This window comes from Pseudomonas kitaguniensis (genome assembly GCF_009296165.1).
Taxonomy (GTDB): domain Bacteria; phylum Pseudomonadota; class Gammaproteobacteria; order Pseudomonadales; family Pseudomonadaceae; genus Aquipseudomonas; species Aquipseudomonas kitaguniensis.
The window spans coordinates 38,733-64,604 of the sequence record NZ_VUAZ01000068.1; the positions used below are offsets into that span (position 1 = coordinate 38,733).

At 57.1% G+C, this 25,872-nt stretch carries 30 protein-coding genes and 4 pseudogenes; 13 read left to right on the plus strand and 21 right to left on the minus strand.

The window, feature by feature from the left end; all coding sequences use genetic code 11:
- Positions 1-71: 71 nt before the first annotated feature.
- From F0169_RS12815 to F0169_RS12825, 3 genes are all read right to left on the minus strand, one after another.
- Positions 72-1,319 carry a type II toxin-antitoxin system HipA family toxin gene (locus F0169_RS12815; RefSeq protein WP_152746735.1) on the minus strand — a complete coding sequence of 416 codons (1,248 nt, stop codon included), beginning with the start codon at positions 1,317-1,319 and terminating at the stop codon, positions 72-74.
- Entirely contained in the window at positions 1,312-1,557 is a 246-nt protein-coding gene (locus F0169_RS12820) for a helix-turn-helix domain-containing protein (protein ID WP_058411918.1), read from the minus strand. The genes F0169_RS12815 and F0169_RS12820 overlap by 8 nt, the downstream gene beginning before the upstream one ends.
- 196 nt (positions 1,558-1,753) lie before the next feature.
- Positions 1,754-3,775 carry a methyl-accepting chemotaxis protein gene (locus F0169_RS12825; RefSeq protein ID WP_152746736.1) on the minus strand — a complete coding sequence of 674 codons (2,022 nt, stop codon included), beginning with the start codon at positions 3,773-3,775 and terminating at the stop codon, positions 1,754-1,756.
- A gap of 207 nt (positions 3,776-3,982) precedes the next feature.
- Here F0169_RS12825 and msrA point away from each other — a divergent pair, with 207 nt between their 5' ends.
- Together msrA and F0169_RS12835 are read left to right on the plus strand one after the other, a co-directional pair.
- Positions 3,983-4,489: a peptide-methionine (S)-S-oxide reductase MsrA gene (gene msrA, locus F0169_RS12830; protein WP_058411916.1), complete on the plus strand. Its 507-nt coding sequence runs from the start codon at positions 3,983-3,985 to the stop codon at positions 4,487-4,489.
- A gap of 153 nt (positions 4,490-4,642) precedes the next feature.
- Positions 4,643-4,999: a DUF7079 family protein gene (locus F0169_RS12835; protein ID WP_152746737.1), complete on the plus strand. Its 357-nt coding sequence runs from the start codon at positions 4,643-4,645 to the stop codon at positions 4,997-4,999.
- A gap of 170 nt (positions 5,000-5,169) precedes the next feature.
- Here F0169_RS12835 and F0169_RS12840 read toward each other — a convergent pair whose 3' ends face one another.
- From F0169_RS12840 to F0169_RS12850, 3 genes are all read right to left on the minus strand, one after another.
- Positions 5,170-5,508: a DUF6124 family protein gene (locus F0169_RS12840; RefSeq protein WP_152746738.1), complete on the minus strand. Its 339-nt coding sequence runs from the start codon at positions 5,506-5,508 to the stop codon at positions 5,170-5,172.
- 532 nt (positions 5,509-6,040) lie between these two features.
- A complete protein-coding gene (locus F0169_RS12845) occupies positions 6,041-6,469 on the minus strand; it encodes a VirK family protein (protein WP_172979427.1) in 429 nt (142 codons plus the stop codon).
- Positions 6,470-6,593: 124 nt separating this feature from the next.
- Positions 6,594-7,133: an ATP-binding protein gene (locus F0169_RS12850; RefSeq protein WP_152746739.1), complete on the minus strand. Its 540-nt coding sequence runs from the start codon at positions 7,131-7,133 to the stop codon at positions 6,594-6,596.
- A gap of 395 nt (positions 7,134-7,528) precedes the next feature.
- Here F0169_RS12850 and F0169_RS28160 point away from each other — a divergent pair, with 395 nt between their 5' ends.
- Complete coding sequence (locus F0169_RS28160; RefSeq protein ID WP_172979428.1) at positions 7,529-10,444, plus strand: PAS domain S-box protein; 2,916 nt, start codon at positions 7,529-7,531, stop codon at positions 10,442-10,444.
- A 59-nt stretch (positions 10,445-10,503) separates the two neighbouring features.
- Here F0169_RS28160 and F0169_RS12860 read toward each other — a convergent pair whose 3' ends face one another.
- From F0169_RS12860 to F0169_RS12875, 4 genes are all read right to left on the minus strand, one after another.
- The gene (locus tag F0169_RS12860) at positions 10,504-11,067 is read right to left on the minus strand and encodes a TetR/AcrR family transcriptional regulator (protein WP_152746741.1); all 564 of its coding nucleotides are present in this window, start codon (positions 11,065-11,067) and stop codon (positions 10,504-10,506) included.
- Positions 11,068-11,227: 160 nt separating this feature from the next.
- Complete coding sequence (locus F0169_RS12865; RefSeq protein WP_152746742.1) at positions 11,228-11,929, minus strand: glutathione S-transferase family protein; 702 nt, start codon at positions 11,927-11,929, stop codon at positions 11,228-11,230.
- A gap of 123 nt (positions 11,930-12,052) precedes the next feature.
- Entirely contained in the window at positions 12,053-12,679 is a 627-nt protein-coding gene (locus tag F0169_RS12870) for an FMN-dependent NADH-azoreductase (protein WP_058411908.1), read from the minus strand.
- A gap of 123 nt (positions 12,680-12,802) precedes the next feature.
- Complete coding sequence (locus F0169_RS12875; protein ID WP_152746743.1) at positions 12,803-13,744, minus strand: alpha/beta fold hydrolase; 942 nt, start codon at positions 13,742-13,744, stop codon at positions 12,803-12,805.
- A 93-nt stretch (positions 13,745-13,837) separates the two neighbouring features.
- Between F0169_RS12875 and F0169_RS12880 the strand changes: the two genes are divergently transcribed.
- On the plus strand, positions 13,838-14,422 hold the full coding sequence (locus F0169_RS12880; RefSeq protein WP_152746744.1) for a CGNR zinc finger domain-containing protein: 585 nt from the start codon (positions 13,838-13,840) through the stop codon (positions 14,420-14,422).
- Between the two features lie 45 nt (positions 14,423-14,467).
- On the opposite strand, the gene F0169_RS12885 is transcribed toward F0169_RS12880, so the two are convergent.
- The 8 genes from F0169_RS12885 to F0169_RS12920 all read right to left on the minus strand — a co-directional run bounded on the left by F0169_RS12885 (position 14,468) and on the right by F0169_RS12920 (position 18,704).
- A complete protein-coding gene (locus F0169_RS12885) occupies positions 14,468-14,839 on the minus strand; it encodes a hypothetical protein (protein WP_152746745.1) in 372 nt (123 codons plus the stop codon).
- A gap of 129 nt (positions 14,840-14,968) precedes the next feature.
- Positions 14,969-15,277: a putative quinol monooxygenase gene (locus F0169_RS12890; RefSeq protein ID WP_152746746.1), complete on the minus strand. Its 309-nt coding sequence runs from the start codon at positions 15,275-15,277 to the stop codon at positions 14,969-14,971.
- 236 nt (positions 15,278-15,513) lie between these two features.
- On the minus strand, positions 15,514-15,783 hold the full coding sequence (locus F0169_RS12895) for a bacteriocin immunity protein (RefSeq protein ID WP_122250602.1): 270 nt from the start codon (positions 15,781-15,783) through the stop codon (positions 15,514-15,516).
- A gap of 15 nt (positions 15,784-15,798) precedes the next feature.
- A complete protein-coding gene (locus F0169_RS12900) occupies positions 15,799-16,077 on the minus strand; it encodes a bacteriocin immunity protein (protein ID WP_152746747.1) in 279 nt (92 codons plus the stop codon).
- A 3-nt stretch (positions 16,078-16,080) separates the two neighbouring features.
- The gene (locus F0169_RS28165; protein WP_341869098.1) at positions 16,081-16,671 is read right to left on the minus strand and encodes a bacteriocin immunity protein; all 591 of its coding nucleotides are present in this window, start codon (positions 16,669-16,671) and stop codon (positions 16,081-16,083) included.
- Positions 16,646-16,915 (minus strand): bacteriocin immunity protein, encoded by a 270-nt coding sequence (locus tag F0169_RS12910; protein ID WP_058411902.1) that lies wholly within the window; start codon positions 16,913-16,915, stop codon positions 16,646-16,648. The genes F0169_RS28165 and F0169_RS12910 overlap by 26 nt, the downstream gene beginning before the upstream one ends.
- A 257-nt stretch (positions 16,916-17,172) precedes the next feature.
- Positions 17,173-17,427 (minus strand): bacteriocin immunity protein, encoded by a 255-nt coding sequence (locus F0169_RS12915; RefSeq protein ID WP_152746748.1) that lies wholly within the window; start codon positions 17,425-17,427, stop codon positions 17,173-17,175.
- Between the two features lie 8 nt (positions 17,428-17,435).
- Positions 17,436-18,704, minus strand: coding sequence for an S-type pyocin domain-containing protein (locus F0169_RS12920; RefSeq protein ID WP_241679116.1), 1,269 nt, complete (start codon positions 18,702-18,704; stop codon positions 17,436-17,438).
- Between the two features lie 317 nt (positions 18,705-19,021).
- On the opposite strand from F0169_RS12920, the pseudogene F0169_RS12925 reads away from it, so the two are divergent.
- The 3 genes and pseudogenes from F0169_RS12925 (at position 19,022) to F0169_RS12935 (ending at position 21,280) form a co-directional block, all read left to right on the plus strand.
- Positions 19,022-19,737 (plus strand): annotated as a pseudogene (locus F0169_RS12925) (2OG-Fe(II) oxygenase).
- 98 nt (positions 19,738-19,835) lie between these two features.
- The gene (gene ada / locus F0169_RS12930) at positions 19,836-20,939 is read left to right on the plus strand and encodes a bifunctional DNA-binding transcriptional regulator/O6-methylguanine-DNA methyltransferase Ada (protein WP_152746749.1); all 1,104 of its coding nucleotides are present in this window, start codon (positions 19,836-19,838) and stop codon (positions 20,937-20,939) included.
- A gap of 59 nt (positions 20,940-20,998) precedes the next feature.
- A complete protein-coding gene (locus F0169_RS12935; protein WP_152746750.1) occupies positions 20,999-21,280 on the plus strand; it encodes an Ada metal-binding domain-containing protein in 282 nt (93 codons plus the stop codon).
- Positions 21,281-21,342: 62 nt separating this feature from the next.
- Here F0169_RS12935 and pdxR read toward each other — a convergent pair.
- A pseudogene (gene pdxR, locus F0169_RS12940) lies at positions 21,343-22,700 on the minus strand (MocR-like pyridoxine biosynthesis transcription factor PdxR).
- A gap of 85 nt (positions 22,701-22,785) precedes the next feature.
- On the opposite strand from pdxR, the gene F0169_RS12945 reads away from it, so the two are divergent.
- The 3 genes from F0169_RS12945 to F0169_RS12955 are packed head-to-tail and all read left to right on the plus strand — an operon-like array spanning position 22,786 to position 24,021.
- Positions 22,786-23,232, plus strand: a complete 447-nt coding sequence (locus tag F0169_RS12945; RefSeq protein ID WP_152746751.1) for a GNAT family N-acetyltransferase — start codon at positions 22,786-22,788, stop codon at positions 23,230-23,232.
- On the plus strand, positions 23,229-23,561 hold the full coding sequence (locus tag F0169_RS12950; RefSeq protein ID WP_152746752.1) for a hypothetical protein: 333 nt from the start codon (positions 23,229-23,231) through the stop codon (positions 23,559-23,561). The genes F0169_RS12945 and F0169_RS12950 overlap by 4 nt, the downstream gene beginning before the upstream one ends.
- A gap of 28 nt (positions 23,562-23,589) precedes the next feature.
- A complete protein-coding gene (locus F0169_RS12955) occupies positions 23,590-24,021 on the plus strand; it encodes a carboxymuconolactone decarboxylase family protein (protein ID WP_058411894.1) in 432 nt (143 codons plus the stop codon).
- Positions 24,022-24,131: 110 nt separating this feature from the next.
- Here the strand turns inward: F0169_RS12955 and F0169_RS12960 are convergent, their stop codons facing one another.
- The gene (locus F0169_RS12960) at positions 24,132-24,431 is read right to left on the minus strand and encodes a hypothetical protein (protein WP_058411893.1); all 300 of its coding nucleotides are present in this window, start codon (positions 24,429-24,431) and stop codon (positions 24,132-24,134) included.
- 81 nt (positions 24,432-24,512) lie between these two features.
- Positions 24,513-24,734, minus strand: a pseudogene (locus F0169_RS12965) (FAD-dependent oxidoreductase); the annotation flags it as partial.
- A 3-nt stretch (positions 24,735-24,737) separates the two neighbouring features.
- Between F0169_RS12965 and F0169_RS12970 the strand changes: the two are divergent.
- From F0169_RS12970 to F0169_RS12980, 3 genes and pseudogenes are all read left to right on the plus strand, one after another.
- Positions 24,738-24,929 (plus strand): annotated as a pseudogene (locus F0169_RS12970) (M20/M25/M40 family metallo-hydrolase); the annotation flags it as partial.
- Positions 24,930-25,142: 213 nt separating this feature from the next.
- A complete protein-coding gene (locus tag F0169_RS12975; protein ID WP_099235850.1) occupies positions 25,143-25,445 on the plus strand; it encodes a type II toxin-antitoxin system RelE/ParE family toxin in 303 nt (100 codons plus the stop codon).
- Position 25,446: 1 nt separating this feature from the next.
- Positions 25,447-25,821 carry an addiction module antidote protein gene (locus F0169_RS12980; RefSeq protein ID WP_058411890.1) on the plus strand — a complete coding sequence of 125 codons (375 nt, stop codon included), beginning with the start codon at positions 25,447-25,449 and terminating at the stop codon, positions 25,819-25,821.
- Positions 25,822-25,872 lie beyond the last annotated feature (51 nt).

Here is a 25,872-nt window from a genome sequence, read left to right on the forward strand (position 1 = left end):
TGCGTTGAAGGGGCAAGCGGTATGTGCTGTGACTGTTGCCCAAGAGACCTGCGCGCAAGTAACCGGCGAAATCACTCTGGCTCAATACTCTGCACCAGCCCGGTGGCCCACGCAGCGCTCATCCTTTCCCCGAACGCCTCGAACTCAGGGTGGGTACTCTGATAATCCGAAAGCTCCACCCTCGCACGGCTCACGCCACTGTGCACGCGCGCTAGCAATTGGGTGCAGCGAGCTTCCGTCAAATTGCACGAGCTGCGCGCGAACTGCACCAGCATCTTGCGTGTTGGCCAAGCCTTTGAGCCGCCAAGCAACAGACCCATAATATCGTTGACTTGATATACCGTGGTCGTCACCAGATCGTAAGCGGGGGCGAGCCAAACATCAGCGTCTTCGCCACAATTCTCATACAGCAAACCGAAATTCTTTAAATGCGCGTCACCATTTTGAAGGGCGGCAGAAAGCGCCACCATCATGAAGAAGTCCTCCAACGCCTTGGTCACGCGGTGCGGGGATACATACGTCTTGATCAGCTTCGCGCAGCCCTGATAGCTGCCGTCGTACTTCTTATTCGTCCCCCATCCCGATAGGACGCACATATCCTCAAACCCGAGGTAGGCGGTAGCACCGATGTCGAACCGCTTAACCACCAGAAATTTAGCGTGTTGGCTAAGCTGGCATTCAGGCACGTCCAGGCCTGTATGAAAGGCCGCACGCATGCAGAAAAACTCATTGGCCGCCAGATGCGCGAAGTCGGTGTCATTGAACGCCTTCACCAGGTGCGTGGCGCCAGGGTGGGTGAGGCGCCCAACATTGGAAACCGTGTCACCCGCATCGCGCACCAGTACCTTTGGCTGAACACCCGAAACACCTGAATAGGCGGCGTATGTCTTCAGTAGGTCGTCGAACAGATCTTTCGTCCCGTCGTAGACCAGCACCTCAGAGAGCTTGATTTCAGGCAGCGATTCGTCACCGGCGTGGTGTGCAACGCTGATACGCCCCAACTGATGTGGACCGACGATTCCCAGTAAGGCGAAGTCGTCAAAGCCGCGCACTGATTTACTGAAACGCCGCACGAGTTCCGCTTTGAGGTGCCCCTCGGGAATGTGCATCTCAAACAGCGGGTGGATTCCATACGCCCAGTTGTAGCTCTGCAAGCGCACGGGCATGGTCAAGGAAACCGCGTCTTTTTCGGTTGCGGCTGCGTTGTACGAGAACACCGAATCGCGCAGGTGTTCTTCGCTGCGCCCGAGCGTTCCTGCCGCCACGCTGCGGACGCCGACGCCGGCGCCGATACAGAGTCGGTCACGTTGCCTACTCATGGACGTTTCCTGCTTTCAGTTCGTCGAGCGTCATACGTCGATGCTTGGGTATTGCGGTCAACGCATAACCCAAGCCCTCAAGGATCGCAGCAACCTTGCGAATCCCTACCTCAGGGACGGTGTTGTTCTCAATCCCCGAAATTGTCGCGCGACTCATACCGTGCCGTTGCGCGAGCTGGCTTTGTGAAAGGCCAGCCGCCTTACGCAGGCTTTTGATCAGGAGGCCCAAGTCTTCCATATCAATTCGCATCCTATACGGTGCATTTTTGTATAAATGCTATTTTTGCATCGTATTCAATACGTTTAAATTTGAGTAGTGCTTTGTTTTAATGGGTCACCGCCTGCCCCAAAAACCGATACATCATGGCCTCCAACAGCGGCTCAATGTCATGCTGCGCTGCCGGTTATTAACCCGAACTGCGCCCCGTTAAAGCTCACGCATGCGTTAGCCCAGTCAACGTATCCGCAAGGGTCTTCGTACGCTGCGCCGTACCCTCGGTCGCGCGGCTGGACGCCTCCAGCGCATCGAGCATTTCGCGCAAGGCGCCCACACCGGTGGACTGGTCTTCGATTTGCTGGGCGACGCGTTGGATCTCGCTGGACAGCAAGCCGATATCCACGCCGATGTCCGCCGCATTCTTGCGGGTTATTTCCGCCAGCTTGCGCACCTCGTCCGCCACCACCGCAAAGCCCCGGCCCAAGTCGCCTGCTCGCGCGGCCTCGATAGCGGCGTTGAGCGCCAACAAGTTGGTTTGCCCGGCGATCTGCTGAATCACTTGCACAATCGACTGGATGCGCAAACTCGAACCGGCCAGGCTGCGCGCGCCCACCACGGCGTCGTCGGCTTGGCTGGACAGGTCTTCGACCGTGGCTCCGGCCTGCGCCGACACGGTGTTTTGCCGGTCGATGGTGCCGACCAGTTCGTCCATCGATGCGTGCAACTCGCCAGAGTAGTGCTTGAGCTGCGAGGCGATCTGCGCCTGCTGGTGCTCGGCGTGGGCCAACACCTGGCCCAAGTCCGCGAGGCCTTCGAACACCGGCAAAATATTGCTGTCGAGCCCGCGGGTGTTCAGGGTGCCGGTGAAGTCATTGTTCTTGAACGCGGCAATCTGCTTGACCACTACGTGGTTCAATCCCGCCAGCTTCTTCACTTGGCGGCGCAGGAAAAACGCCTTGAACTCGCCGTAATGCGCAATAAAGTTGTCGACGTATTCGTCGCTGAAACTCGCGCCCTTGGCCACCCGAAAGAAGAAAATCGCGGTCAGCGTCTGGTTCAAGTTCAAGCCGAGAATTTCACCAAAGGTCGAAAAACCGGCCAGCGGCACATCCCCAAACGTACCGGCCATGCTGCCCAGTTCGGCGCCGTTGTTCAGCCTGCGCAAAATGCAGTCATTCAGAATGCCCGCCACCGGCTGGCCGCCCTTGCCACGCAGGAATTGCTCATAGTCCAAACGGGTGGCCTCACGCAACGGCGTGCGCCGCACCATGACCAACTCCTCGCCGGGCGCCACGTCGCAAAACAGCTGGACGATTTGCTGCTCGTAGTCGATGCGCGCGATGGAGCGCACAAACAACTCACTGCCCACGCGGATGGCAAATGAGTAATCCGCCAACTTTTGCTCCAGCGCCTGGGCCGTGCAATTGAAGGCATCGCACAGCGCCTGCACCATGCTCTTGATGTTGCCGCTGCTGTCGATCACCTGGTCAATCGTGCGGTCCTCTACCGAGGCGGTCAGCACACTGAAGGTCAAATCTGCCGGCTTGAAGTTCTGGCTTTTAAACACACCAAAGCGCACCTGCGCCGCCGTTTTCAGGAACACAATTTGTGCATGGTTCTGATAACTGCGCTGGCCGTCATGGATCAGCGTCTTCTGAAAGTCCGACTTGCCGCCCGCTGAGCCGCCGACAAACAAACACGGAAAACGCCCCGATTCATACAGCGCCTCCATAAAAAACGACTCCGACGCCGACAACCCATCGAACACCACATACGCCAACGTATCGCGATGATCGATCTGCGTGCGCACTTGCACCCGCTTGATGTTGCCCACCAACTTGGCGATTCGTTCCTGCATCCCCAAGCGCTTGCCGCCACTGCGAATGTCTTCACATTCCAGCGGCACCATCACCACTTCGGCGGAGGCGATCACACTCTCATCAAACAGCTGCAACACAATCCGGTCCCAACGCTCGCCTGTGGCGCAGTACAGCGCATCGGCCGAATTGCACAGCTCGCCGGAGGTGGTGCACAGGCTGATAGCACTGTGCGCGAACCGGCGTTTGAGCTTGGCGGCGACGTGGTCGATGTCCAGGTGAGGCGAGATGAAGCCGGTGATCAATGTGGGCGTGATGTGCAGGTGGGTGAGGGCGGCGTCGAGTTCATTCGCGGTGCAGGTCAGGGTGGCGCTGCCCTGGCGATTGGCCCGGGTTTTTTTCAGGAAGGAAAATGGCTGCATTAGGGGGCTCGATCGGATGGGGGGCACGCGGGATCTTGACTGTGCGGTTAACCGGGGTATCGGCAGATGGGTTGGGGAATAGAGGGGGGATCGCCCGTATGCGACCGATGGCCGCAATTGCCCGCGCGAATAACCTGCAGCGCAGGCTTGGTATTGGCCGGCACGGCCCCATAACTAAGCCATATCCATTAAGGGGAAGCACCGACCATGACCAACCAAACCGAAACCGCGATCCTCGCCGGTGGCTGCTTCTGGGGCATGCAAGACCTGTTGCGTCGCTACCCCGGCGTGCTGCACACACGCGTCGGCTACACCGGCGGCGATGTGCCGAATGCCACCTACCGCAACCATGGTAACCATGCTGAAGCGATTGAAATCGTCTTCGACCCGGCGGTGATCACATACCGGCAGATTCTTGAATTCTTTTTCCAGATACACGACCCCAGCACGCCAAACCGCCAAGGCAACGACCTTGGGCCAGGTTATCGCTCGGCGATCTATTACCTGAGCGAACAGCAACGCGACGTTGCCGAAGACACCGCTGCCGACGTAGACGCCTCGAAGTTATGGCCGGGCCGCGTGGTGACTGAAATCGAACCGGCGGGGCCGTTTTGGGAAGCGGAGCCGGAGCATCAGGATTATCTGGAGCGGATACCGAACGGCTATACGTGCCACTTTGTGCGGCCGAATTGGAAACTGCCGAAGCGCGGTTGAGAGAGGCGTTTCTCGGGGGCAAGGTCGTTGTGCGGTCCAGGCGCCCCCATTTTCGCAATAGCAATTGTCTTGGCTGGGACAATTGCCGGTGGTGCCGCAGGCGAAGCGATGGCGAGCTCACTGGACGAAGAGTTAGAGGCGCTCATACATTCATTGGGAAATCTTCTGACCGAACCACTACTGACGAAAGTCAGAGCTGCGCTTTCCGAGCCATTCAATGATTTTCCCGTCGAATATGAGTACGTGGCGAATCAGGTGAGAGGCGTCGACCCTGAAAAACTTTACACGATCCTCTATTCAGAGGTCGCGCCGGTATGTTTCACCAATCTCGTCGCAGCGGTGCCTCCGGTATGGACGGGATTCGACACCGAACTACTCAGAGAGTCGATAGAAGAGAGGCTGGCAGTTAGAAAGCGCAACTGGTTCCGTCGGCAGTTCGATAAAGTCCTGGTTCGCTGGCTGCAATACAACTACGCCTACATCTGGAAGGAAATCGCCAGTAGGCGTTGAACCCGAACGCACAATGGACTAGCGACTCGCTGAATATTAGCGGATGGCGCTCTTATCCGCCGGACGCGAGCGTTTGGCTTTTTGAGCAAAAACGCAACAGCGCCATAGAAAATCGCCGATTTGTCATAAGAACGTCACGACAACTCGGCGATCTGTTGGGTTGCCGACTTTTAAGCTTGGCCGACAGCTACAGCCGCCTCCCGCTCCATCAGCCTATCGATCAGCAAAACCCCCAACTCACTCAACTGGTGAATCGCCAACGCCACATCCCGCTGTTTTCCCGTCAAATCCTCCGACAGGTCAAGCAACAACGCGGTAACCGAGCAAAAGGTTTCATAACTATTGGCGATCAGGGCTTCACTGCTGGTATCGGCGGCAACGCTGAACAAACCCGGTCTCAGCAAAGGTGCGGCGGTTTCTGGATTGAGATAACGATCTATCGTTCGATGCGCAGCCTGGTTGAGTTTCAGGCTCGGCTCGCTCGGAGGGTTGGGCGTGATTTTGAACATCAACATAATTCCTGAGTTGAGCTGACACCGTTTCGCTACTAAACGAAAAGGGTGGCAGCGGTACGCAGGTTAGTAGACCGGGGAATTATGCAAAGCCGGCGCGCCCGGAGGCGCCCTGCGCACAGCCGCCATCAAACACAGACAGAACTGTCTGATTGATGAAGCTTGTGCACTCAACATAATTCAACCAAGGGCTACTAAACCCGATCACTGAGTATTCAGCGACCGGGCAACCTTAGAGACGCTCACTCAAGCGCACAAGCCGGCCGATTCTGACGCAAGCGTAGGCAATGGAGCAAGGCGCTGTCGCCTCTGGCCTCAACGTTTCGCGGCTTGCTGTAGGAAATGTACTCATCCTGCAAAACAACGAGGTAGGCCACGTGATCGCACGGCGCTGGCTGAGACTGCCTGCGGCCAAAAGCGGTCTTTACGCTAGTGCTTTAAAACAGTCAGCACGACGGGGGCTGAACCTGTAAAACTTCAGTGCCAGCCCCGACAGTAATCGGTCAGCGCAGCCCCAGCCCCATTGAATTCAATCGGCGGCAAAAAAACTCATGCCCTTGCCGATAGCGCAGTTGTAAGTGAGGGTTTTATCCATCTGCTGGTAATTGGGCACGGAGAATATCGTCATGCTGAACTCGGCAGTGCCATCTGCGTGCACCCGGTAGCGCAGGAATTGATTAATCGGCTTGTCTTCACGATTCACCGTGAAGTGATCGTCGGCGAATGCCAGGGTGCCGTCTTCAGTGATGCGAAAGGCATCAATACGCAGGCCACCGCGGGTTTTGGTCGGCTTGGCCTCACTTGATCCCGGCTTACACAGGCCCAGATCAAGTACCACGGACACAGATTTACCCGCCAACAACGACTGTGTGACGGCAGGCAAATTGGGTAAAGCATCGCTGGCCCAGCTCATGGCGGGGAGGGACATTGCGAGCAAAAAAGTGCAGAACTTGTTCATGGCGTCTCCAGTAAGGGGCATGGCGGGTGCAGGCGCTGCCTGCAAGGGGGTTTTACAATACGCCGGGTTTATGAACATTTGCAGTGTGTGCCGACAGAGCGGCGATGCGTCGATACCATGCTGCTTAAAGCGCGGATGACAACGCCTGAATGACATCTGCCGCCATTTTTTCAGCACTGCTCAACCCATCAACCCTTGCCGTCGGTGCTGTTTGCGTCGACATCCAGCGCTCGTGCCACGCCCTGTTGCGGCCGGAGAACGTTGGGTCGTCATACTGCGAGGCCCATTCCCGGAACGCCATATGGATCTCATGCATGTCGCCGCCGGGTGCGATTCGGTCTCCAAAGCGCTGTTTTTCACGTGCGGCCAATCGTTCGAGGCGAACCAGGGTTGGCGTTACCACAAACACGATCAGATCGACGTTGCTAATCAGCGCGTCGCCCCAACCCATGCAGGAACCGGTCAGTACCCAATCGTCATCGCCGAAGTTTTGTTGAATCAGAGCCACGCGCTCATCCGGTGGGCGCTTGGTTGTAAATGGAGGGTTGGAGGGCAGCCAATAGAAGTCATCGACATCAAGATGGCGCAGGCTGAGCAAAGAGGCGAGGGTACGGCCCAGCGTTGTCACGCCTGCGCAGGAGGCGCCTGTGATGTAGATCCGCATTGTTGCTCCATGAGTAAAAGTCGGTTTCGCACGGGGAATATTAATACCCATTAAAGTTGCACCCTTTCATGGACGATAACTGGCTGCAACCCGGCGCGATTGTCTCAAACGTTGCCCGCAACCTGCGTACTTATCGCTTTCTTGGCTCTCATGCGGACTTTTAGCTTATCCGGATGTCTGAGCGTTTAGGTCGTTGCTTAGGCTCGACTGCAGCCAGCTCAAATCACGGCTCAATTCCCACACTAAATCTCACGGTGGGAGAGGTCAGGCGCAACCTGGCGGAAATCTTTTGAACGCTGAACTTTCACTTTTCGAGTAAACCTGCGATGCCAGATATGTCGGTCGATAGTGTGTGCCCCGCTGAATTGGCAATCGACCAGGCGGACATAGCGTGCATGGGCGCGATCTCTGCGTTGCTGGAAACCGTGTGCGGTATGACCGGGATGGGCTTTGCAGCGGTTGCCCGCGTGATTCAGGGTCGTTCAATGGCCTGCGCGGTGCGCGATGCCATCGGTTTGAATGTGCAGCCGGGCGATGAACTGAAGTGTGTGCCTGCCATTGACCATCAGGCCGGCGCAGCCAAGCAAGCGATAGTCATCAGCAACCTTGCCGAGCACCTTTGTCATCCGAGTCTTCAGGGGCAGGGGGTTCAGAGCTGTCTGTTCATGCCCATCGTCTTGAAAGATGGCAGCCTGTGGGGCGGTCTGTGCGCGGTGGGTCCACACCCGGCCCACCTGGATAACCCACCGGTTCTGGACATGGTCAAAGGCTTCGCGCATCTCATTGCGTTGCATCTGGATGATGCCCGGTGCGACCGGTTGCACGCCGCCGAGCGCCTTCAACACAGGTTTCAGCTTGCGCTGGAAGATCAACTGCGAGCGCTTTCCAATCCGTTGGAGATGATGGCGCGGGCCGCCGCACTGCTCGGTGAGCATTTGGGCGTCGATCATGTCGGCTTCGGTGAAATGGATGACACGCAAACGCAGGTCTCAGTGCTGCGCGAGTGGAATGGGGCAACCGCCGCCTTGATGCCGGGTACGTGGCGTTTGGATGATTTTGCACCCGCTTTTAGTGCGCGGTTGAAGCAAGGCCAGACTGTCGCGCTGCAGGATGGCCACGAAGATTGGATGGCCTCGGGTCCAACCCCTGCGTTCAACGCCATCAAGGCTCGCGCGATTCTTGGCGTTCCATTCGTGCGAGCGGGTCGCCTGCTGGGGATCTTGTTTGTTCAGCATGCACAGCCGCGCACGTGGGACGAGGCTGAAGTGGCGATCGTTGAAACGACGTGCGCGCGCCTGTGGTCGTTGCTCGAAAGTACGCGCGCCGACGCAAGGCTGCGCGAGAGCGAAGAGCGGCTGCGCGTCATATTTACCAGCGCTACGGTTGGCTTGTCTGAGGTCGACCCCGCAGGCCGCTTCATTCGAGTCAACAGTGAACTGTGCCGTATTCTTGGGCGTTCTGAAGCAGAGATGCTCCAGCTAGGCATCGCAGACATAACCTATGCCGAGGATTTGCCGCCCACCCTGGCGGCAGTAGAGCAGGCGATTCGTACGGGCAGCAGCACTGCCCTGGATAAGCGTTATTGCCGCCCCGACGGCTCGTTGGTCTGGGCCAACAGCAGCATCCAGCGCATTGTTGATGCGGCAGGATTGCTTGGAAACCTGTTGGTGGCCACGGTGGATTTGACTCAGCGCAAAGACGCGGAGGAAGCGCTGCGGGCCAGTGAGGAGTTCAACCGTCGTGTACTCGCAAGCTCGGCTGACTGCATTAAAGTGCTCGATCTGGATGCCCGCCTGGAGTTCATGACCGAGGGCGGCATGTGTGTGATGGAGGTCGATGACTTCGGTGCCATTCAAGGCGCGTGCTGGCCTGATTTATGGCAAGGCGAGGAGCACAGCAAGGTTTTGCACGCCGTGGCCGAGGCTAAAGAAGGCCGGATCGGCCGCTTCCAGGGTTTTGCCAAGACCATGAAAGGCGCTCCGCGTTGGTGGGATGTCATCGTCACACCCGTAATGGGACCCAATGGCGTCCCGGAAAAGCTGCTGTCGACCTCGCGTGACGTGACCGCAACCAAGCTTGCGGAAGTGCGCTTGCAGGAGTTGAACGATACGCTTGAGGTCAGAGTTCAAGAGCGCACGGCAGACCTTCTGTTGACGCAGGAAGCCCTGCGCCAGGCGCAGAAGATGGAGGCGGTGGGCCAGCTCACAGGCGGCCTTGCGCACGACTTCAACAACTTGCTGGCGGGCATCTCCGGCAGCCTTGAGCTGTTGCAAACCCGTCTGCGTCAGGGCCGTTTTAATGAGGTGGACCGCTACATTGACGCTGCACAAAGCGCGTCAAAACGAGCCGCCGCGTTAACCCACAGGCTGCTTGCATTCTCGCGCCGACAGACACTCGACCCCAAGCCGACCAATGTGAATCGATTGGTCTCCGGCATGGAAGACTTGATTCGCCGCACGGTAGGGCCCTCCATCCAGATTGAGTTCGTCGGTGCCTCGGGGCTTTGGCTGGCGCTGGTCGACCCGCCGCAGCTTGAAAATGCCTTGCTGAACCTGTCGATCAACGCACGCGACGCGATGCCGCATGGCGGGCGTATCACTATCGAGACCGCGAACCGGAGGCTGGGCCTGGAGGCTGCGCGCCAACTCGATATGGTCGAAGGCCAGTACCTGTCGGTGTGCGTCACCGACACCGGCACTGGCATGTCACGCGATGTGATGGAGCGCGTATTCGAACCGTTCTTCACCACCAAACCGCTTGGCGAAGGCACCGGCTTGGGCCTTTCGATGATCTACGGATTTGCCCAGCAATCTGGCGGGCAAGTACGCATCCAATCAGAGGTAGGCAACGGTACAACCGTGTGCATTTATCTGCCCCGCCATGACGGGCCAGACGATGCCGAATCGGTTGAGGAACGCGCCTCGATGCCTAAGCCGTCAGTGCACGAGGCCACGGTGCTGGTGGTGGATGACGAGCCAACCGTACGCATGCTGGTCACGGATATTTTGCGAGATCTGGGGTACGCGGTTCTGGAAGCGAGCGACAGTGCCACGGCCTTGAAAATTTTACGGTCGGATGTTCGCATCGATTTGTTGGTAACCGATGTCGGCCTGCCTGGAGGCATGAACGGAAGGCAAATGGCAGACGCGGCGCGTGAAGTCCGCCCTGGTCTGCAAGTCTTGTTCATTACGGGTTATGCAGAAAATGCAGTGATGGGCGATGTTCTGCTGGATAAAGGCATGGCCGTTCTGACGAAACCCTTCGCGGTCGACGTCATCGCTTCGCGTATACGCGAGATGATTCCGTCTTGACGTTGCACGGCGCCAGCCGATTGCTGGTTCAACAAACGTCTGGATCAGGCATTTTTCGATTACGCAGGCAGCGGCCCATACGCACGGTACGCATCAATCAACGTATCGAAAAGCGCGATGTCCGACCTGCTGCGCGCGATGAGTTGAGCGCCCGCCACGGCGGAAAAAATAGCCCGCGCGCGGGCGTCGCTCTCAGCTGGTTCGCAGACGTTTGCCGCGACCAGTAGCCTGCTCAACCAGTCCACATTGACCTGGGTAAATGTTTGAATCTCGTGGGACATTTCGGGGGGTAAACTATCGGTTTCAGCCCCGACGAAACTGCCCAGGCACAGGCGATTATCCGCTTCAAGCGAGCGACGAAAAATCTCGGGGAATCGGTGAAGGGCTTCGATGGGGTTCGGGTTTTGCTCCGAGAGGGTTTCAAGCGCAGCGGCGCCGTCCTCCCAGTAGCGTTTGGCAACAGCGACACCCAAATCGGCCTTGCTTGCGAAGTGGTAATAAATGCTGGCTGGCTTGATGCCAACTTCTTGCGCAAGGTCGCGAAAATTCAGGCCGTTGTAACCCTGTGACTGGGCGATGTTCCTGGCGGCCGTGAGTATGGCTTCTCGGGCGTTGGTGCTCATTGTCGTGCCTTTCGCACTTCGGGCGAGTTTCTGAGGAAGCGGCGTATGTTAAAGCAAAAAACTAACAAGGGTTAGGCAGGCACTGTCGGAGCGCCGTAGAACCGATTTCATATCGCGCCGAGACTGCCATGTGCTGGCCGCCCCGGCGCCTGATCAGGCATTACACGCTGGGCGAATCCAGTTCGGGTATGCCACTGCTGCGATCAGCGTACGCCGCTTGAAAGCTCGGCCGTTGCTGCCAGCGCTTCCAGTAAGCGTCCAGGTGTTCGAAGCGCTCATCCAGCGGGGTGGCGTTGACCGGGAACTTGGAGAAGGCGATGGCGGTTGCCAGCGTAATATCGGAAAACGTGGGTTGCGCGCCGCCCAGCAGCCATTCGCGACCATCCGCCAAATGACGATTGACCAGTGCCGCGTGGGTGAGCGCCTCCTTGCGGCAGTGCTCACCCCATGCCTCATTTTTGGTCAGTTCAAGCTTGAACCCGAGCCCCGTGTGCAGCACATGAAACGCCGTAACGATGCGATAGAGAATGTGCACCCAAATGCGGTTATCCCACATGTTGTCGAGCCCCTGCTGCAGGGCGTCATCACCCATGATCTTGCGACCAGGATAGGACTGATCAAGAAAGCGCACGATGGCCGGCGTTTCGGAAATAAAGCCACCGTCTGCCAGTTGCAGGGTCGGTGTTTCACCCCATGGGTTCATGTTCAGATGGCGCCATCCGCGCTGTTCTCCACCCGGCGCCATGTCATAGATGATTTCATCGAACTGATCGGCGATGCCTTTTTCATGCATGAACAAACGCAGCCGCTGAGGGTTGGGGAACGCGGAAGGCGAGGTAAACAGCTGCAATTTCGAATTCATGACCATCTCCTGGGGTGAGCGAAATCAAACCTAACGTTTGTTAGGTAGGCAGACCATAGGGCTTCGAAGGGCGCTCGTCAATAGGCTACCTAACATTTGTTAGGTAGCGCTTGTCGCTCCAATTCACACCCGTTCGCTGGCCAGCTTCGAGGCTTCGTCCAGCGCTGCGGTAAAGTTGGCGTCTGCCGTCGCAGCCTCCCCGAGCGTTGCTTCCGACAGCACCGCGCTGATAGCCGGAATACCCACCATCCGTGCCCAGGTTTTAAGGTACGCGACCTGATGATCGTAGGCGTCGGTCGGGTAGTCTTCCCCCAGCGCTACGCCGCGGGTGGCGAACACCACCACCTGCTTGCCTTTAAGCAGACCCTTCATGCCTTGGGCATCGAAATCGAACAGCACGCCGCGCTGTGACACCGCGTCAATCAAGTGCTTGAGGCGGTAGGGAATACCGAAGTTCCACATCGGCACGCTGAATACAATGACGTCGGCTCTGTGGAAGCGCTCGCCCAACGCATGAATCTGTTTCCACACAGCCTCTTGCTCAGCGCTCATTGGCACGCCTTGCAGGTCTGCGTATTTGGCATTCAGGGCAGGGCCGTCGAAGGGCAGCAGATCGGTGGTCCAAACGTCCAGCACATCGATGCTGGCGTCGGGATGAAGCGAGGTTACGGTCTCAAGATAGCGTGAGGCCAATTTCAGGGAAGCGGAGCGCTCCCCGCGTGGAGAGCTGGCGATGTGAAGAATATGCATCGGTTTCATTCCTGTTGGGGCAGCGGCAGAGGTGCTTCAATTTAGTCCACTGCGCTGCCGCTGATGTTCCCGCAAAACAGGTGGGTTGAGCCGCCCACTTGACCCACCGCTGAAGCCTTGCCGCTACTTGATGTTCTTGTCCAGGAACTCACGGATCACCGGAATGATTTCCTTGCCGTGGGTTTCGAGCGCGAAGTGCCCGGTGTCGTAGAAGCGAATGTCCGCCTTCGGCAGGTCGCGCTTCCACGCCTCGGCCCCGGCCGGAAGGAAGAACGGATCGTTCTTGCCCCACACCGCCAGCAGCGGTGGCTGGTACTTGCGAAAGTACGCCTGGAAGGCTGGGTACATTGCTACGTTCGAGGCGTAATCCAACACCAGGTCGAGCTGAATGTCGGCATTGCCAGGCCGCGATATTTGAAGCCCTTCCAACGTGTAGCCATCGGGTGAAACCGAGCTTTGGTCGGCAACCCCTTCAAGGTATTGCCACTTGATCGAGGCCGGTGTCGGGAAGTCTTTCAGCGCGTCGCGGTTCTGCTGCGTCGGTGCGTGCCAGTACGTTTGGATAGGCGCCCAGCTATCGCCCAAGCCTTCCTCGTAGGCGTTACCGTTCTGAGAAATGATCGCGGTCACCCGATCAGGATGGGCCACAGCCAGGCGCCAACCCACCGGTGCGCCGTAGTCGTGAACCATCAGCGCGTATTTATCCAGCTTGAGCTGTTCGGTGAACTGGCCGATGGTTTTCGCCAATTGGGTGAAGGTGTAGGCGTACTCGCCCCGTGCAGGTGCTTCGGTGAAGCCAAACGCCGGCAGGTCCGGCGCGATCACGTGATAGCGATCGGCAAGTTGCGGAATAAGGTCGCGGAACATAAACGACGAGGCAGCGAAGCCGTGAAGCAGCAATACCGTCGGTGCGTCGGGGTTGCCCGCCTCACGGTAGAAAACTTTCACATCACCCACTTGCTCGTAGCGGTAATGAACCACGCTGGTCGCGTTGGCCGACTGCGCACCGCCAACCAGCAGAGAAACCGCAAAGCTTGCCGCTGCAATCGATTTGGGAGAGGTCATGGTGACTCCTTGTGTAACCGTTCAAATTTGAATTTGAAGGTTACGTATGTTTTTGGTAACCTGTCAAACTTAATTTATTGGTTACAGGGCGCTATGAATCCGACCAGCACTTCTTCCAGCCCACTTTTTTTGGCGGACAACCTCGCCCTCGATTTCATCAACAGTGAGTACGGCGTGGGTGAGCAGCGTCACGACAGCTTTACCGATGATCAAAGCGTCGCGCGCTGGCTCAAGCTGGCTGGGCTGTTGCCTGAGAGCGCAGGCCTGACGGTCCCGCAGGGGCTGTTGGCCGAGGCGCGCACGCTTCGCGACAGTGCAAGGGCTTTGGTGAATGCTGCACTGAAAGGCGCCTCAGCCGATCTCACCTTGATCAATCAGGTGCTGGACGCGGGGCGCCCGTTGAGCAGGCTGGAATGGGATGGCCAGGCGCAAGCGTTCCGCGTCGGCGTTTATCGAACCGACGGCAGCCCGGCAAGCCTGCTGTGGCCTGTGGCCGATGCCTTGGTGAGCCTGGTCACGAGCGAGAAATTCGAATTCGTTCGCCAGTGCGAGGCGCATGACTGCATTTTGATGTTCCATGACCTGAGTAAATCGCACCGCCGCCGCTGGTGCAGCATGTCGACGTGCGGTAATCGCATGAAGGTGGCGGCGTTTCGTTCCAGGCAGAAACCTGAATAGGGAGAGTGCGGCGTCTTTGGCGCGCCGCAGGTAGGGGCTAGGTTTTTACGGCTGGCAAAGCTTGTGAGCGATTGCATCCAGGTCCCGATCAAAACTGGCGTTCTCCGCTGCACTCAAGAAACCCTGCTGCTTCACAAAACGGTCAGACTGTAAGCGTATGTCTTCTATACGATCGAACATCTGTTTGGCCTGTGCCTCAGTAATTATTCGGGCCTTTCGCGAGGTACTGATATCGGCAATCAAAACATTGCCACGTTCCGAAATGTGGGCTTGCCGGATGTCAGTGATTTGGCCACCCGTTTTGCCTACCCATGCGCGTTGCTCCTGTAGGTTGCAACTCGGTAGATCAAGCCCGCGGTCTGCGGCCATGCTGCTCAAGCTCAATGCCGACAATACGAAGATATAGATATATTTCATACACTGACCCTTCTTCGATTCACTGGACCCATTTCACCACGGCGGCAACGTATGCTGGGTGTTCCCCCCTGAGCCTGCACCCGTGACGTTGCGCGCGTGCCGTACACGCCGGTTTTGCACGGATCACCGTTAGAGCGTACTGCCCGGCAGCTGATTTAACCGAAATTGCTGCATGGGCTCAGCGAGGATCTTTTCCAGCGCTGGCATGGCGTTCGTCAAGGTGGGCGCTTTCATATGCGCTTGCAGCGCGGCTTCGTCGTCCCAGCTTTCATAAGAAATGAAACGCGTAGGGTCCTCAAGGTCAGTCAGTAGCGCATACGCTTGGCAGCCGGGCTCTTGCTGGAATTGCGGCAGGGCGTCTTGCAGCAAACTGTGTAGCTCAGCTTCTTTGCCGGGCTTGGCTTTCATGATCGCGACGACGTTTAGAGGCAGAGTCATATCTAATGTCCTGTTGAGGTCAGCTCCGTGGTGGAGCCATCAGTGCTTGAGACAGGGCAGAAGGTGGATTCATTCAGAAAAATCGTTGGCGCTTCACAGTTGACTGCGTGCAGGCGGTGTAGGCAAAGATTTTCCTGCATCTGCCTTGGGTTTTGCCTGTCGTCCTGGTGTTTTCTGTGTGATGGAAAAATTTCTCCGCGCGCGAAACCAGAGGAATTATCGCCTCCAGGGAAATCTCACGCTTTAAATCCCGGCAAGCCGTTAGCCGCGCGCCATTCCTTGATCGTCTTGGTGATGCCTTCGGCGGATGTGTCGGCTCCCGGCTCAGGGTGATAGATCAAATCCATACGGCTTGGGTGGCCGACAATTTTATTGAAATGGTGCAGAAGCTCGTCGTCACGATTACCAGTGGGTGCTACATCAGCTCTGTAAAGCGCTTCCAAAAACTCAATGAATTCATTTTCTGAGTAATCAGGAAGGCTGTTTTTGATAATCGGATCGCTCATATTCTAACTCTTTAGTTATTGTGCACGTTCTTTAAACCCCGGCAAGCCGTTCGCCGTCCGCCATTCCTTGATCGTCTTGGTGATGCCTTCGGCGGATGTGTCGGCTCCGGGCTCCGGGTAATAAATCAAATCTGCGCCGCTGGGATGACCGATAATCTGTCTGAAATGGAATAGCAGCTCATCCGCACGTTCATCAGTAGGCGCTTTATCTTCTTTGCGAATCTCGTCGATAAGACCTATGAACTCTTCTTCGGAGTAAGCCGGAAGACTATTTTTAATAGATACATCGCTCATGTTCTAACGCCTTGATGCTTTTGCAAGTTCCTTAAAGCCCGGCAAGCCGTTAGCTGCTCGCCATTCCTTGATCGTTTTAGTGATGCCTTCGGCGGATGTATCGGCTCCCGGCTCTGGGTAATAAATCAAATCAGAGCTAGCAGGATGACCAGCGATTTTATCAAGATGCAGCAACAGCACATCATCACGATTACCAGTGGGTGCCACATCCGCCCTGAAAAGCTCCTCCAAGAACTCGATGAACTCTTTTTCCGTGTAATCAGAAAGATTATTTTTAATAAACGGATCGCTCATTTTTTGCGCATATTTTGTGTGCGTCGACGTGTTTTTTTGCGTATTAACTCGACATTTATCTACGGTGTAGACTTCGCCACCCTCTGGAATCGGCTCAACATGATGGTTGTCATGTGAATTCCTGGAACCCGCCCAATCAATCCGGCAAGCTCGCGGCGCACGCCCAACACTCCTGTATCCGCCTCCATGTCTGGCCATTTTACTCATTACCCAAAAGGCCATGACCCATGTTATCGCAGGCGAAACTCTGTCGAATTTTCGCCTGCGATAAACATCACTCTTTGAATCCGGGCAGGCCATGGGCCGCTCGCCATTCTTTGATTGTCTTTACAATCCCTGCAGACGATGTGTCTGCTCCCAGCTCGGGGTAATAAATCAAATCCATACCGCCTGGGTGGCCAGCGATTTTATTGAGATGCAATACAAGCTCGTCAGCACGATCATCAGTGGAGGCTTTATCCTCTTTTCGAATCTCGTCGATGAAGCTAACGAATTCCTCTTCCGTGTAATCCGGAAGGCTGTTTTTGATGAATGGATCGCTCATGCTTCTCATCCTTTAACCCGAGTCTAGCCGTCAGGGCTGATGCACTGACAGACCCTCCAACCGATTCCGACGCCTTACCACCTGCCTCCATGCTGTGCTTGAGCGTCGCCACAAAACGGCGCTTGTCAGCCTGACATGTCAGTTCCAGGAACCAATCGGTATTTGCCATGGACTTTACGTGCTGTCCTGGGGTTTTCTGTGCGATAACAAAGTTTCCCCGCGCGCGAAAACTAAAAAATCCCGCCCTCAGGGAAACCTCACGCTTTAAATCCCGGCAAGCCGTTAGCCGCTCGCCATTCCTTGATCGTCTTAGTGATGCCTCCGGCGGATGTGTCGGCTCCCGGCTCCGGGTAATAAATCAAATCTGATCCTGCTGGATGCCCCGTGATGCTTTCGAATTTTTCCAAAAGATCAGCAAGATCGTCATCTGAAGCAGTGCCACAGGCGTTGATCAAATGATCTAGCTCAGAGATAAATTCGATTTCGGTATATTCAGAAAAGGCCTTTTTCATTAGTTTCCTTATCGATGCATATCAATATGATTTTTCGGTGTGTTTACTCGCAAATTGTCAACGTCATAAACAGCGCCACCATTCGCAATATGCTCAACGTGATGAAGCTCAAAAACACGCCTTTTGCCGACGATATCTTGTCGCCGCGTGGTCGCCGATAACCCGTTTTTCATACGTGTAATATTTTGTGGAGTGAGTTGAACGGCTAACTCAGGACTCTTCGAAACCTCTTTCCACAGGTCTTTTCGAAAACTATCAAAGCTCGAATACTTACGACCGCGCAGTACATCAGCAATGCTGGTCGGAATCGGTGCACCCAGCCCCGACCTAGCATGATCAAGCCATTCACCTGGTACGTCTTCACCGAGCCCACTCACCACACCCGGCTCACCCCGACGCACGCTCAGCGACAGGTAGATTGGCGCAATCGTCGGTTGGCTGGGAAACCAGATAATAGCGTCCTGATAATCCGGCGGATACGCCGGGTTAATCAGGATCTGCTCTGCTTTGGGGCCGGGCGGATACACCCAGACCGCAGGTTTGAGCGTCACACCCTCGAGCGCAGGAATCCCCAACACGGCATTGGGATCAGCAGCCGGCGTCCAGATAATTTCAACACCGTCGCCCATGTCCGCGACCCACTGGTCGCCGCGGGGCTCGGCTTTGATGACCGGCACGCTCTGCCAATCCGTTTTGCCGCCGGTATAGAACCCGTACAGGTCAACCGAGCCGTCTGGCAATTGTTTGAGCGTCACCCGAGCGCGGGTATTGCCTTTGGTCAGTTCGGCATAGTGCGCGGATGAATAAAACGCGCTGTCCGGCGAAGTCGTGTTCGGGATCAGTGCCGCCACCGTGATCGCCAGCCCACTCGGTAACACCGCCGCCAGCGTGCCCCCGAGTCGAGCCGTCAGGGCCGATGCACTGACAGACCCTCCAACCCATTCCAGCGCCTGCGCGCCTGCGGCCATCGCTGCCTCGGAACCAAGCACCGCATAGGCGCCGTAATGCTCTAATGACTCCACAGGCACAAACCCTGTGTGATCCATCACCCCGTCCGGGAGTGCGCAAGACTTCGCAAAAACGTACCCGTTAGGCTCACCTTCCTCCTGCTTCTGGGCCTTCTCCCAGCGCTCATCAGCTTCCCGATCGTTGCGTTCGTTTGCCGCCACCGCCCGATCCCAAGCAGCCTGTGCCAACTTTGTCGCCTTGGCATGCTCCTCGTTGCCATCTCGGCCATTGACCCCAAGCGTACTTATTTTAAGCATTTCGGTAGGCATAGCGCTCCTTGCCGTAATGGGTTCGATCCCCAAGACAGTCACCCGATCACTGATTTTTCAGCGACCGAGCGACCTTAGAGACGCCCAATCAAGCGGACAAGCCAGCCGATTCCGACGCAGCCGTAGGCAATGGAGCAAAGCGCTGTAGCCTCTGCCCGCACCTCGTGCGCATGGGGGGTATCGCGGAAGGCTGCGAAGACGTGCTCACCTTCGAAAGCCGAGGCGGTTCAGCGGATTAATTTGATAGCAACAAACGGGAGGCTCGCGTTGATTGCCTGCGCTATGTTGACAATCATGCAAACCAGAAGGGAATGCCAATGGTCGACACGGCACTGGAAAAAAGGCTCGCTTGCGAAAACTGGAGCGAGCATCTACATCGCCTAAACGACAGCGGCTTTACCGTTATTCAGAACCTGCTCGACTCAGATGTTTGCCAGCGTCTTACCGAGAGTTACAGCGAGCCGGATATTTTTCGGTCGTGTATCAATATGAGCAGGCACGGCTTCGGTTCAGGCCAATATAAATACTTCGCCTACCCGCTGCCGTCGATTATCGCCACGTTGAGATCCTGTGTTTACCCGCAGTTGGTTCCACTGGCCAACTATTGGAACACTAAGCTTGGCCTCGAACCTCCTTATCCCGAACGCCATGAAGACTTTCTAAGCCAGTGCCACGACGCCCGGCAAGAGCGCCCCACGCCACTGCTGCTGCGCTACGGTGCAGGTGACTACAATTGCCTGCACCGCGACCTGTATGGCGACATTCTGTTTCCCGTGCAGATGGCTATCCTCCTGTCTGAGCCCAATGACGAATTCAGCGGCGGAGAATTCGTGCTCACCGAACAGCGACCTCGCATGCAGTCCAGGGTCAGCGTAGTGCCGTTGCGCAAGGGCGATGCGGTGATTTTTGCCGTCAACCGCAGGCCCGTGAAGGGGGTCAGAGGCTTCTACTCCGTATTTACGCGGCACGGCGTGAGCGAGGTCGCGCGGGGGACCGGTTTACCCTTGGGGTGATATTCCATGATGCGCAGTGATGGGACGGCCAAGCGTGCGAATTTGAAAGCAAGACTCGGGGTTTTAACGCGGCTCGAAAGCGATAGGCTTGTGCAAATTGCGAAGAAGGGGCATTGCCATGGAATGCTTTAAAGAACAAACCACCCAGCCGCTGCTGAGGGCCGAGGACGATCCGCGCTGGAATATCCTCGTAAACCGCCAGGCTGATGCGAACCTCGATTTTGTCTACGGAGTGCTGACCACCGGGGTTTATTGCCGGCCCTGCAGTCCGACCAAGCTGCCTCGGCCAGAAAATGTCGTATTTTTCGACACCGCAGCCGAAGCCGAAAGGGCCGGGTTTCGCCCCTCCAAACGCGACAGCAGCAACCCCGCGGTCGTCGCCCAGAAGCACGCCGCGGCAGTCGCCGAAGCGTGCAGGCGCATCGATACATCGGACACGGTGCTCAACCTGGGCGACCTGGCCGAACAGGTGGGCATGAGCAGCTTCCACTTCCACCGCGTCTTTAAGAAACTCACAGGCCTGACGCCTAAAGCCTACAGCGTAGCTTCATTGCGTTCGCACGTCAGAGACCAGCTTTCGCTCAGTGGCACCATCACCGACGCGCTCTATGAGGCTGGCTATAACTCCAACAGCCGATTTTATGAAGCGTCGCAAAACATCCTCGGCATGAAGCCTACCGAGTACCGTGCCGGGGGCGCCAACGTGGATATTAAATTCGCACTGGGCGAAAGCTCGCTGGGCTCGATTCTGGTGGCCAGAAGCGCGCGCGGCATTTGTGCCATTTTATTGGGCGATGACCCTAACGCGCTGGTGGAGAGTTTTCAGGACCAGTTCCCCAACGCCAACCTGATCGGTGGCGATGTCGAGTTCGAGGCGCTGGTTGCCACTGTCGTCGGCTATGTTGAATCGCCGGGTACAGACCTTGCGCTTCCGTTGGATATTCGTGGCACCGTGTTTCAAGAGCGGGTGTGGCAGGCGCTCAGGGATATTCCTGCAGGCACGACCGAGACCTATGCCCAGGTCGCCGCGAGGATAGGCATGCCCAGCGCCACCCGTGCAGTGGCTAACGCGTGCGGGGCCAATAAGCTGGCGGTGGCGATTCCGTGTCATCGCGTAGTGCGCAGTGACGGATCATTGTCTGGCTACCGTTGGGGGGTGGAGCGTAAGCGCACGTTAATTGAGCGTGAGAAGGGCATGCATGCTGCACAAGTTGGCGGATGAGCTGCGCCGTGGGTACGGGCTGATTCTGCGTGCGGGCACTGAATGGGGTAGAGCGCGTAATGAAGCGTTGGAAGATCATGGACGCCCACGGCAAGCTCGTTCTCAGTCGCAAGCCGGGACAGTTTGGCGGGCACAAAAAAGGCAAGATCTACGGGCGCCTGGACTGCCCGGCGGCACTGCGAGCCTTGAGCAAAGGCGGGTATGTGAAGGATCGTGTATTTTTTATCGATGAACAGACCGCCCGATTGGCAGGCTATCGCCCATGCTTCAGATGCATGCCCGCCCGTTACCGTGAGTGGAAGCTGACAACTGAAGGCCCTATGGCACCTCGATACTGCTGATCGGAATATGGCTCAATTCAGTAAAAGATTTGAGCCAATCGACGCGCCACCGCCGACGCCTGTTAGGCACTGGCGATATTGGTAAATCCAAGAACCAAACCGTGCCTGGGCTTGGCGTCCAGATACCACTGTGACAACGGTTCGACGGCAATCCCCACCTCACGGGCACGCTGGGCAAGCGCTATATCGTCCACTGCACCAAGGCCTGCGACCAAGTGCATGCCACCGGCTTGAGGGTTTATCTGAAGACGGTCGCCGAACTGTTGCTGCAACGCATCGATCAGCCATTGACGGCGGCGCGCGTAGAGGCCGCGCATCTTCTTTAAATGCCGCCCGAAGTGACCCTCGTTGAGGAATGTGCTGACGGTCGCCTGCAGCAGGTGCGGGCAGTGGTTATGCAGACGATCCGCCTGACGGGCGAATGCGTGGCTGTGTTCGGCGGGCACCACCAAGTAGGCCAGACGCAGGCCTGGAAACAGTACTTTGCTGAAGGTGCCGGTATAAAGCACACGGCCCTGTTGATCGAGGCTCTTCAGGGCGGGCAATGGTTTGCCCATGTAGCGGTATTCACTGTCGTAATCGTCCTCAATGATCCAGCTCCCTTGGCAGTTGGCCCACTCCAGTAGTGCCAACCGGCGCGGCAGTGACAGCGACATACCCAGCGGGCTTTGGTGGGTTGGCGTGACCAGGGCGAAGCGGGCATCTGGGGCGCGGGCGATGCCTTGCGCGACGTCCATGCCCTGTTTGTCCACTGGGACGGGCACCAACGCTGCACCAGCGTCTAACAGGGCGTTCCTGGCCATAAAGTAGCCGGGCTCTTCCATCCAGCAGGTATCGCCTCGTTGCATCAGCGTGTGGCTGATCAGGTCGAGGCAGGCGCGATAGCCCGCGCACACAAAAATCTGATCCGGGTGGCAGATGATTCCCCTGGAAATTCCCAGGTAGGACGCGATGGCTGCTCGCAACGGTGCGTAACCTTGCGCGTTCGGGTAGATGAGGCCTTCGATGCCCGCCTGTCGAAGTTGCCGGCCAGCCAGTCGTGTCCAGAGCTTGCGCGGAAATGCATCCAGTGCTGGAAGGCCCATTTGCAGGGCTAGCGGCAGCGTCCCGAAGTGGGTGGATGAGTACGTCGTCGAAGCCACTCGGGCTGGTTGTATGGACGCAGAAACCGGCGCCAGTTGCGGTGTCACTGTCGTCCCGGCTGCCCGCGCGCCGTCAGATAGCCCTCGCCAATCAGTAACTGATAAGCCGCTTCAACGGTGCCGCGCGCCAAGTTCAGCTCCGCTGCCAATGCGCGAACGGCAGGCACCCGATCTCCCGGATGCAGGCGGCCATCAGCGATGGCCTCACGAAAGCGCTGATAAAGCTGACGATAGATCGGCGCAGAATGGATGCGGTCCAGCTCGAAAGAAACAATCATGGCCTAGTCATTTATGCACTTTTTGGTCCTGTAGCTTAAGTCATTGCTGTTCTAAAGTGGGTCATCTCTTAAGCGGACGGCGCACATGCCTTACACACTTCAATACCTCGATAGCGAGCAGGCCTTCGGTGCCTGTTTCGACCTGATGCGTGTATTGCGGCCGCACATCGTTACGCAGGCTGCCTACTTAGCGCAGTTGGCCCGGCAGACCGAGCAAGGCTACCGTTTGCTCGCAGTCTGCGACGGTGAACGCATCGTCGGCCTGGCGGGTTGCCGCGAGCTGGAAAACCTGCTCTACGGACGTTTCATCTATGTCGATGACCTGGTCGTGAGCCCAGCTCTACAGCGCAGCGGCTTGGGAGAGCGGCTGTTGAATGCAGTGCGCGATGAAGCAGTGCAGCGCCAATGTGATCACCTTGTACTGGATACCGGCCTGCACATGCCGTTGGCCCAACGCTTCTATTTTCGTCAAGGGTTACTGGCCCGTGGCATGCACTTCACCCAGCGCCTTCGGGGCGTGGAACGGGCATGAACAATGTTCTGTTGATCAACGCCAGCCGGCATGGGCAGGTTTCACAGGCGAATCTGTTGGCACTGGAGCGTGTGACGTCACTGCGCCAACGCTATCCGAACCTCAAACTGGTTGAGCGCGACCTGGGCGCTAATCCATTGCCACCACTGGGCTCGGACTACGCCCACGGCCTAACCACAACCGTGCCATTACACGCCCCGCTGTTCGATCGGCGGTTCACTTGTCTCCAGGGGGTGGTGTTCGGTGAGGCAGGCATCCGAGCAGCGGTCGAAGAAGCCCGGACCGCACTGTCAACAGAGCCGCTGTTCAACAACCTCTCACGCGCTTGATCATTTTTTCTCACACAGGAGTTTCACCATGAGCCAACTCAGGCTTCCATTTGCGTCTCTGTCACCTGCCGCCTATCAAGGCCTGATCGCCACCAACACCGCACTGGCCGCTAGCGCCTTGGGCTTGCCATTACTTGAACTGGTGTATTTACGTGTTTCGCAGATCAACGGCTGCTCGTTTTGTCTGGGCAAGCATTCGCAGACCCTGCGCGCGTGTGAGGTGGCGCAAGAGAAGCTGGATTGCCTCGCAGGGTGGCGAGTCAGCGAACTGTTCAACGACCGCGAACGCGCAGCCCTGGCATGGGCTGAAACACTCACCTACGTCAGTGAGAAAGGCGCGCCAGAGGTGCTGTACGATCCCCTGAAAACGCACTTCTCCGACGTCGAGATTTCCGATCTGACATTGGCCGTGTCGTTGATGAATGCCTTCAACCGGCTGGCGGTGGGGATGAGGCTCTAGGAGCGCGGTGATCGTCGCCCATAATGCATAGCAATAGCTCCTTATATGACGTACTGAGAACTCTCCCGACTAACCGGCACTTCCTTTTTTTTAACAGCGCCGCAGAGCGACTATTGGTAAGTGTCAGCCTCCTCAGCCGGATAAAATTCGCCTTGCTTCCCCAGCTTTTCCAGGCGCTCGCGCGCGATCAACTCAACGGCGGCCACTGCGGCCTTATCGTCAGGGTTGACCAACTGCAAGCACAGGCGTCGGATATTTTGCTCGTGGGTGCCCTCGCTCATCATTTCGTGGGTGAAGACCTGTTCGCCACGCCATAGGCACAGTTGGGTATGCGTACCGCCGAGCCATATCTCGTTGACGGATCTAAGGTCAGTGGTAGCCAGTTGATCTACCGTGATTGTCTTATCCATTGCGCTGTTCCTTACCGATGATGAGTGACCGGTAGACTTACAGGCACAGCGGGTCGTTCCCGGCGTCGGCAGCTCAACCGATCACGGCGTGTTGTAGGACATGTACTCGCTCTGCAAAACAATGTGGTCGGCCACGTACTTAGCATCGTGCCAAACCCCGTAGATAAACGATGACGCACGGTTGACCAGATTCGGCAGGCACTTCGGGTCGGGCAGCAGTTCCCAGGCTTCGGGGTCCAGGGGAAACGGCAAACCGTTGGCCTCGATATACGCATCCGCATAGCGCAGCACATCAAAGTAGGCGCCGGCTCTCAGGCGTTCGGCAGCGTGGCCTTTGGTACCGAGGGCGGGCTGTTTGATCAGGCTGGCATTCCCAGCGTAGTGTGCGGGCCGGGCAGCATGGAGCAGGGCCACAAGCCGGACGAGTTCATCAGCCTTGAGCAACTGGCGGCGTGCGACCAGATGCTCGCACGCGTGCTTGCATTCGTGAGCCAGTAACCCCTGACACGCACCGACCCACAAAATGTGGGAGCGGGCTTGCTCGCGATGCAGGCTCCGCGGTCCGGCGCTTTAAACGCATACGAAACAACCGCTAATAGTACTCAACGGCCGCCCCTGCAGGCGTTAGCTAGGGTTTTGATTCCGGTTCTAACCGGAATCAAAATTTAACTAGCATCTGCAAAGGGTAGCCAGTAGGCTACAGGTGAAGTTGTGACCCATTTGATTGGCAGGACGCCGGAGTTTGATACGTGGCTCGACGGTATGAGGGATATTTGGGGGAAAACAGCGGTTCTGGCTCGGTTGGACCGTGCCGAAGAAAACAATTTTGGCGATTGCGAGCCCGTAGGCGATGGCCTGAGTGAAATGCGTGTTTTCGTCGGGCCAGGCTACAGAATTTACTTTGTACGCACCGGTATCACCGCTTACCTGATGCTTTGGGGGAGTGACAAGACCGACCAGAAGCGAGGAATTCAACGGGCAAAAGAGATTCTTGATGCCCTGAGAGGTCAATGAAATGAGCGAGTCGACATTTAAACCCGAGGACATGCCGATCCTCGATCTTGATACATCCGGTACACGCGTCTATGAAGCTTCACGCTTCCTCGACAGCCCGCAAACCATCAGCGCTTACCTGGCGCAAAGCATGAAGTCGCAAGACCCGCAGGTACTCATGAAAGCACTCGCCGAGGTCGCCAAGGCGCAGGGCGTGAACAAGGTGGCCGAGGCCGCGGGGGTTAATCGCGAAAGCTTGTATAAAACCCTGAAAGGCGGTGCAAAAACGCGTTATGAGACGGTTCAGAAGCTGATGCTTGCGCTAGGCGTGGAGCTGACTGTGCAGCCAATGGCCGCGCCCGACATTCAAAAATGGCGAGAGCGAAACGGCCAGTAGCCCGCCAACGCTGATCTTGAAAGCGCCCCCTCAAGGGCGCTTTTTATTGGC

Coding starts and splice junctions, on each gene's coding strand:
- F0169_RS12815 (WP_152746735.1), bottom strand. CDS start 1,319: ATGAGTAGGCAACGTGACCGACTCTGTATCGGCGCCGGCGTCGGCGTC.
- msrA (WP_058411916.1), top strand. CDS start 3,983: ATGACCAACCAAACCGAAACCGCGATCCTCGCCGGTGGCTGCTTCTGG.
- F0169_RS12960 (WP_058411893.1), bottom strand. CDS start 24,431: ATGGATAAGACAATCACGGTAGATCAACTGGCTACCACTGACCTTAGA.
- F0169_RS12950 (WP_152746752.1), top strand. CDS start 23,229: ATGAACAATGTTCTGTTGATCAACGCCAGCCGGCATGGGCAGGTTTCA.
- F0169_RS12875 (WP_152746743.1), bottom strand. CDS start 13,744: ATGACCTCTCCCAAATCGATTGCAGCGGCAAGCTTTGCGGTTTCTCTG.
- F0169_RS28160 (WP_172979428.1), top strand. CDS start 7,529: ATGGGCGCGATCTCTGCGTTGCTGGAAACCGTGTGCGGTATGACCGGG.
- F0169_RS12870 (WP_058411908.1), bottom strand. CDS start 12,679: ATGCATATTCTTCACATCGCCAGCTCTCCACGCGGGGAGCGCTCCGCT.
- F0169_RS12825 (WP_152746736.1), bottom strand. CDS start 3,775: ATGCAGCCATTTTCCTTCCTGAAAAAAACCCGGGCCAATCGCCAGGGC.
- F0169_RS12935 (WP_152746750.1), top strand. CDS start 20,999: ATGAAGCGTTGGAAGATCATGGACGCCCACGGCAAGCTCGTTCTCAGT.
- F0169_RS28165 (WP_341869098.1), bottom strand. CDS start 16,671: ATGGCCTGCCCGGATTCAAAGAGTGATGTTTATCGCAGGCGAAAATTC.
- F0169_RS12920 (WP_241679116.1), bottom strand. CDS start 18,704: ATGCCTACCGAAATGCTTAAAATAAGTACGCTTGGGGTCAATGGCCGA.
- F0169_RS12885 (WP_152746745.1), bottom strand. CDS start 14,839: ATGAAATATATCTATATCTTCGTATTGTCGGCATTGAGCTTGAGCAGC.
- F0169_RS12880 (WP_152746744.1), top strand. CDS start 13,838: ATGAATCCGACCAGCACTTCTTCCAGCCCACTTTTTTTGGCGGACAAC.
- F0169_RS12900 (WP_152746747.1), bottom strand. CDS start 16,077: ATGAGCGATGTATCTATTAAAAATAGTCTTCCGGCTTACTCCGAAGAA.
- F0169_RS12955 (WP_058411894.1), top strand. CDS start 23,590: ATGAGCCAACTCAGGCTTCCATTTGCGTCTCTGTCACCTGCCGCCTAT.
- F0169_RS12850 (WP_152746739.1), bottom strand. CDS start 7,133: ATGCGGATCTACATCACAGGCGCCTCCTGCGCAGGCGTGACAACGCTG.
- F0169_RS12845 (WP_172979427.1), bottom strand. CDS start 6,469: ATGAACAAGTTCTGCACTTTTTTGCTCGCAATGTCCCTCCCCGCCATG.
- F0169_RS12860 (WP_152746741.1), bottom strand. CDS start 11,067: ATGAGCACCAACGCCCGAGAAGCCATACTCACGGCCGCCAGGAACATC.
- F0169_RS12895 (WP_122250602.1), bottom strand. CDS start 15,783: ATGAGCGATCCGATTATCAAAAACAGCCTTCCTGATTACTCAGAAAAT.
- F0169_RS12945 (WP_152746751.1), top strand. CDS start 22,786: ATGCCTTACACACTTCAATACCTCGATAGCGAGCAGGCCTTCGGTGCC.
- F0169_RS12980 (WP_058411890.1), top strand. CDS start 25,447: ATGAGCGAGTCGACATTTAAACCCGAGGACATGCCGATCCTCGATCTT.
- F0169_RS12840 (WP_152746738.1), bottom strand. CDS start 5,508: ATGTTCAAAATCACGCCCAACCCTCCGAGCGAGCCGAGCCTGAAACTC.
- F0169_RS12910 (WP_058411902.1), bottom strand. CDS start 16,915: ATGAGCGATCCATTCATCAAAAACAGCCTTCCGGATTACACGGAAGAG.
- ada (WP_152746749.1), top strand. CDS start 19,836: ATGGAATGCTTTAAAGAACAAACCACCCAGCCGCTGCTGAGGGCCGAG.
- F0169_RS12820 (WP_058411918.1), bottom strand. CDS start 1,557: ATGGAAGACTTGGGCCTCCTGATCAAAAGCCTGCGTAAGGCGGCTGGC.
- F0169_RS12890 (WP_152746746.1), bottom strand. CDS start 15,277: ATGACTCTGCCTCTAAACGTCGTCGCGATCATGAAAGCCAAGCCCGGC.
- F0169_RS12865 (WP_152746742.1), bottom strand. CDS start 11,929: ATGAATTCGAAATTGCAGCTGTTTACCTCGCCTTCCGCGTTCCCCAAC.
- F0169_RS12915 (WP_152746748.1), bottom strand. CDS start 17,427: ATGAAAAAGGCCTTTTCTGAATATACCGAAATCGAATTTATCTCTGAG.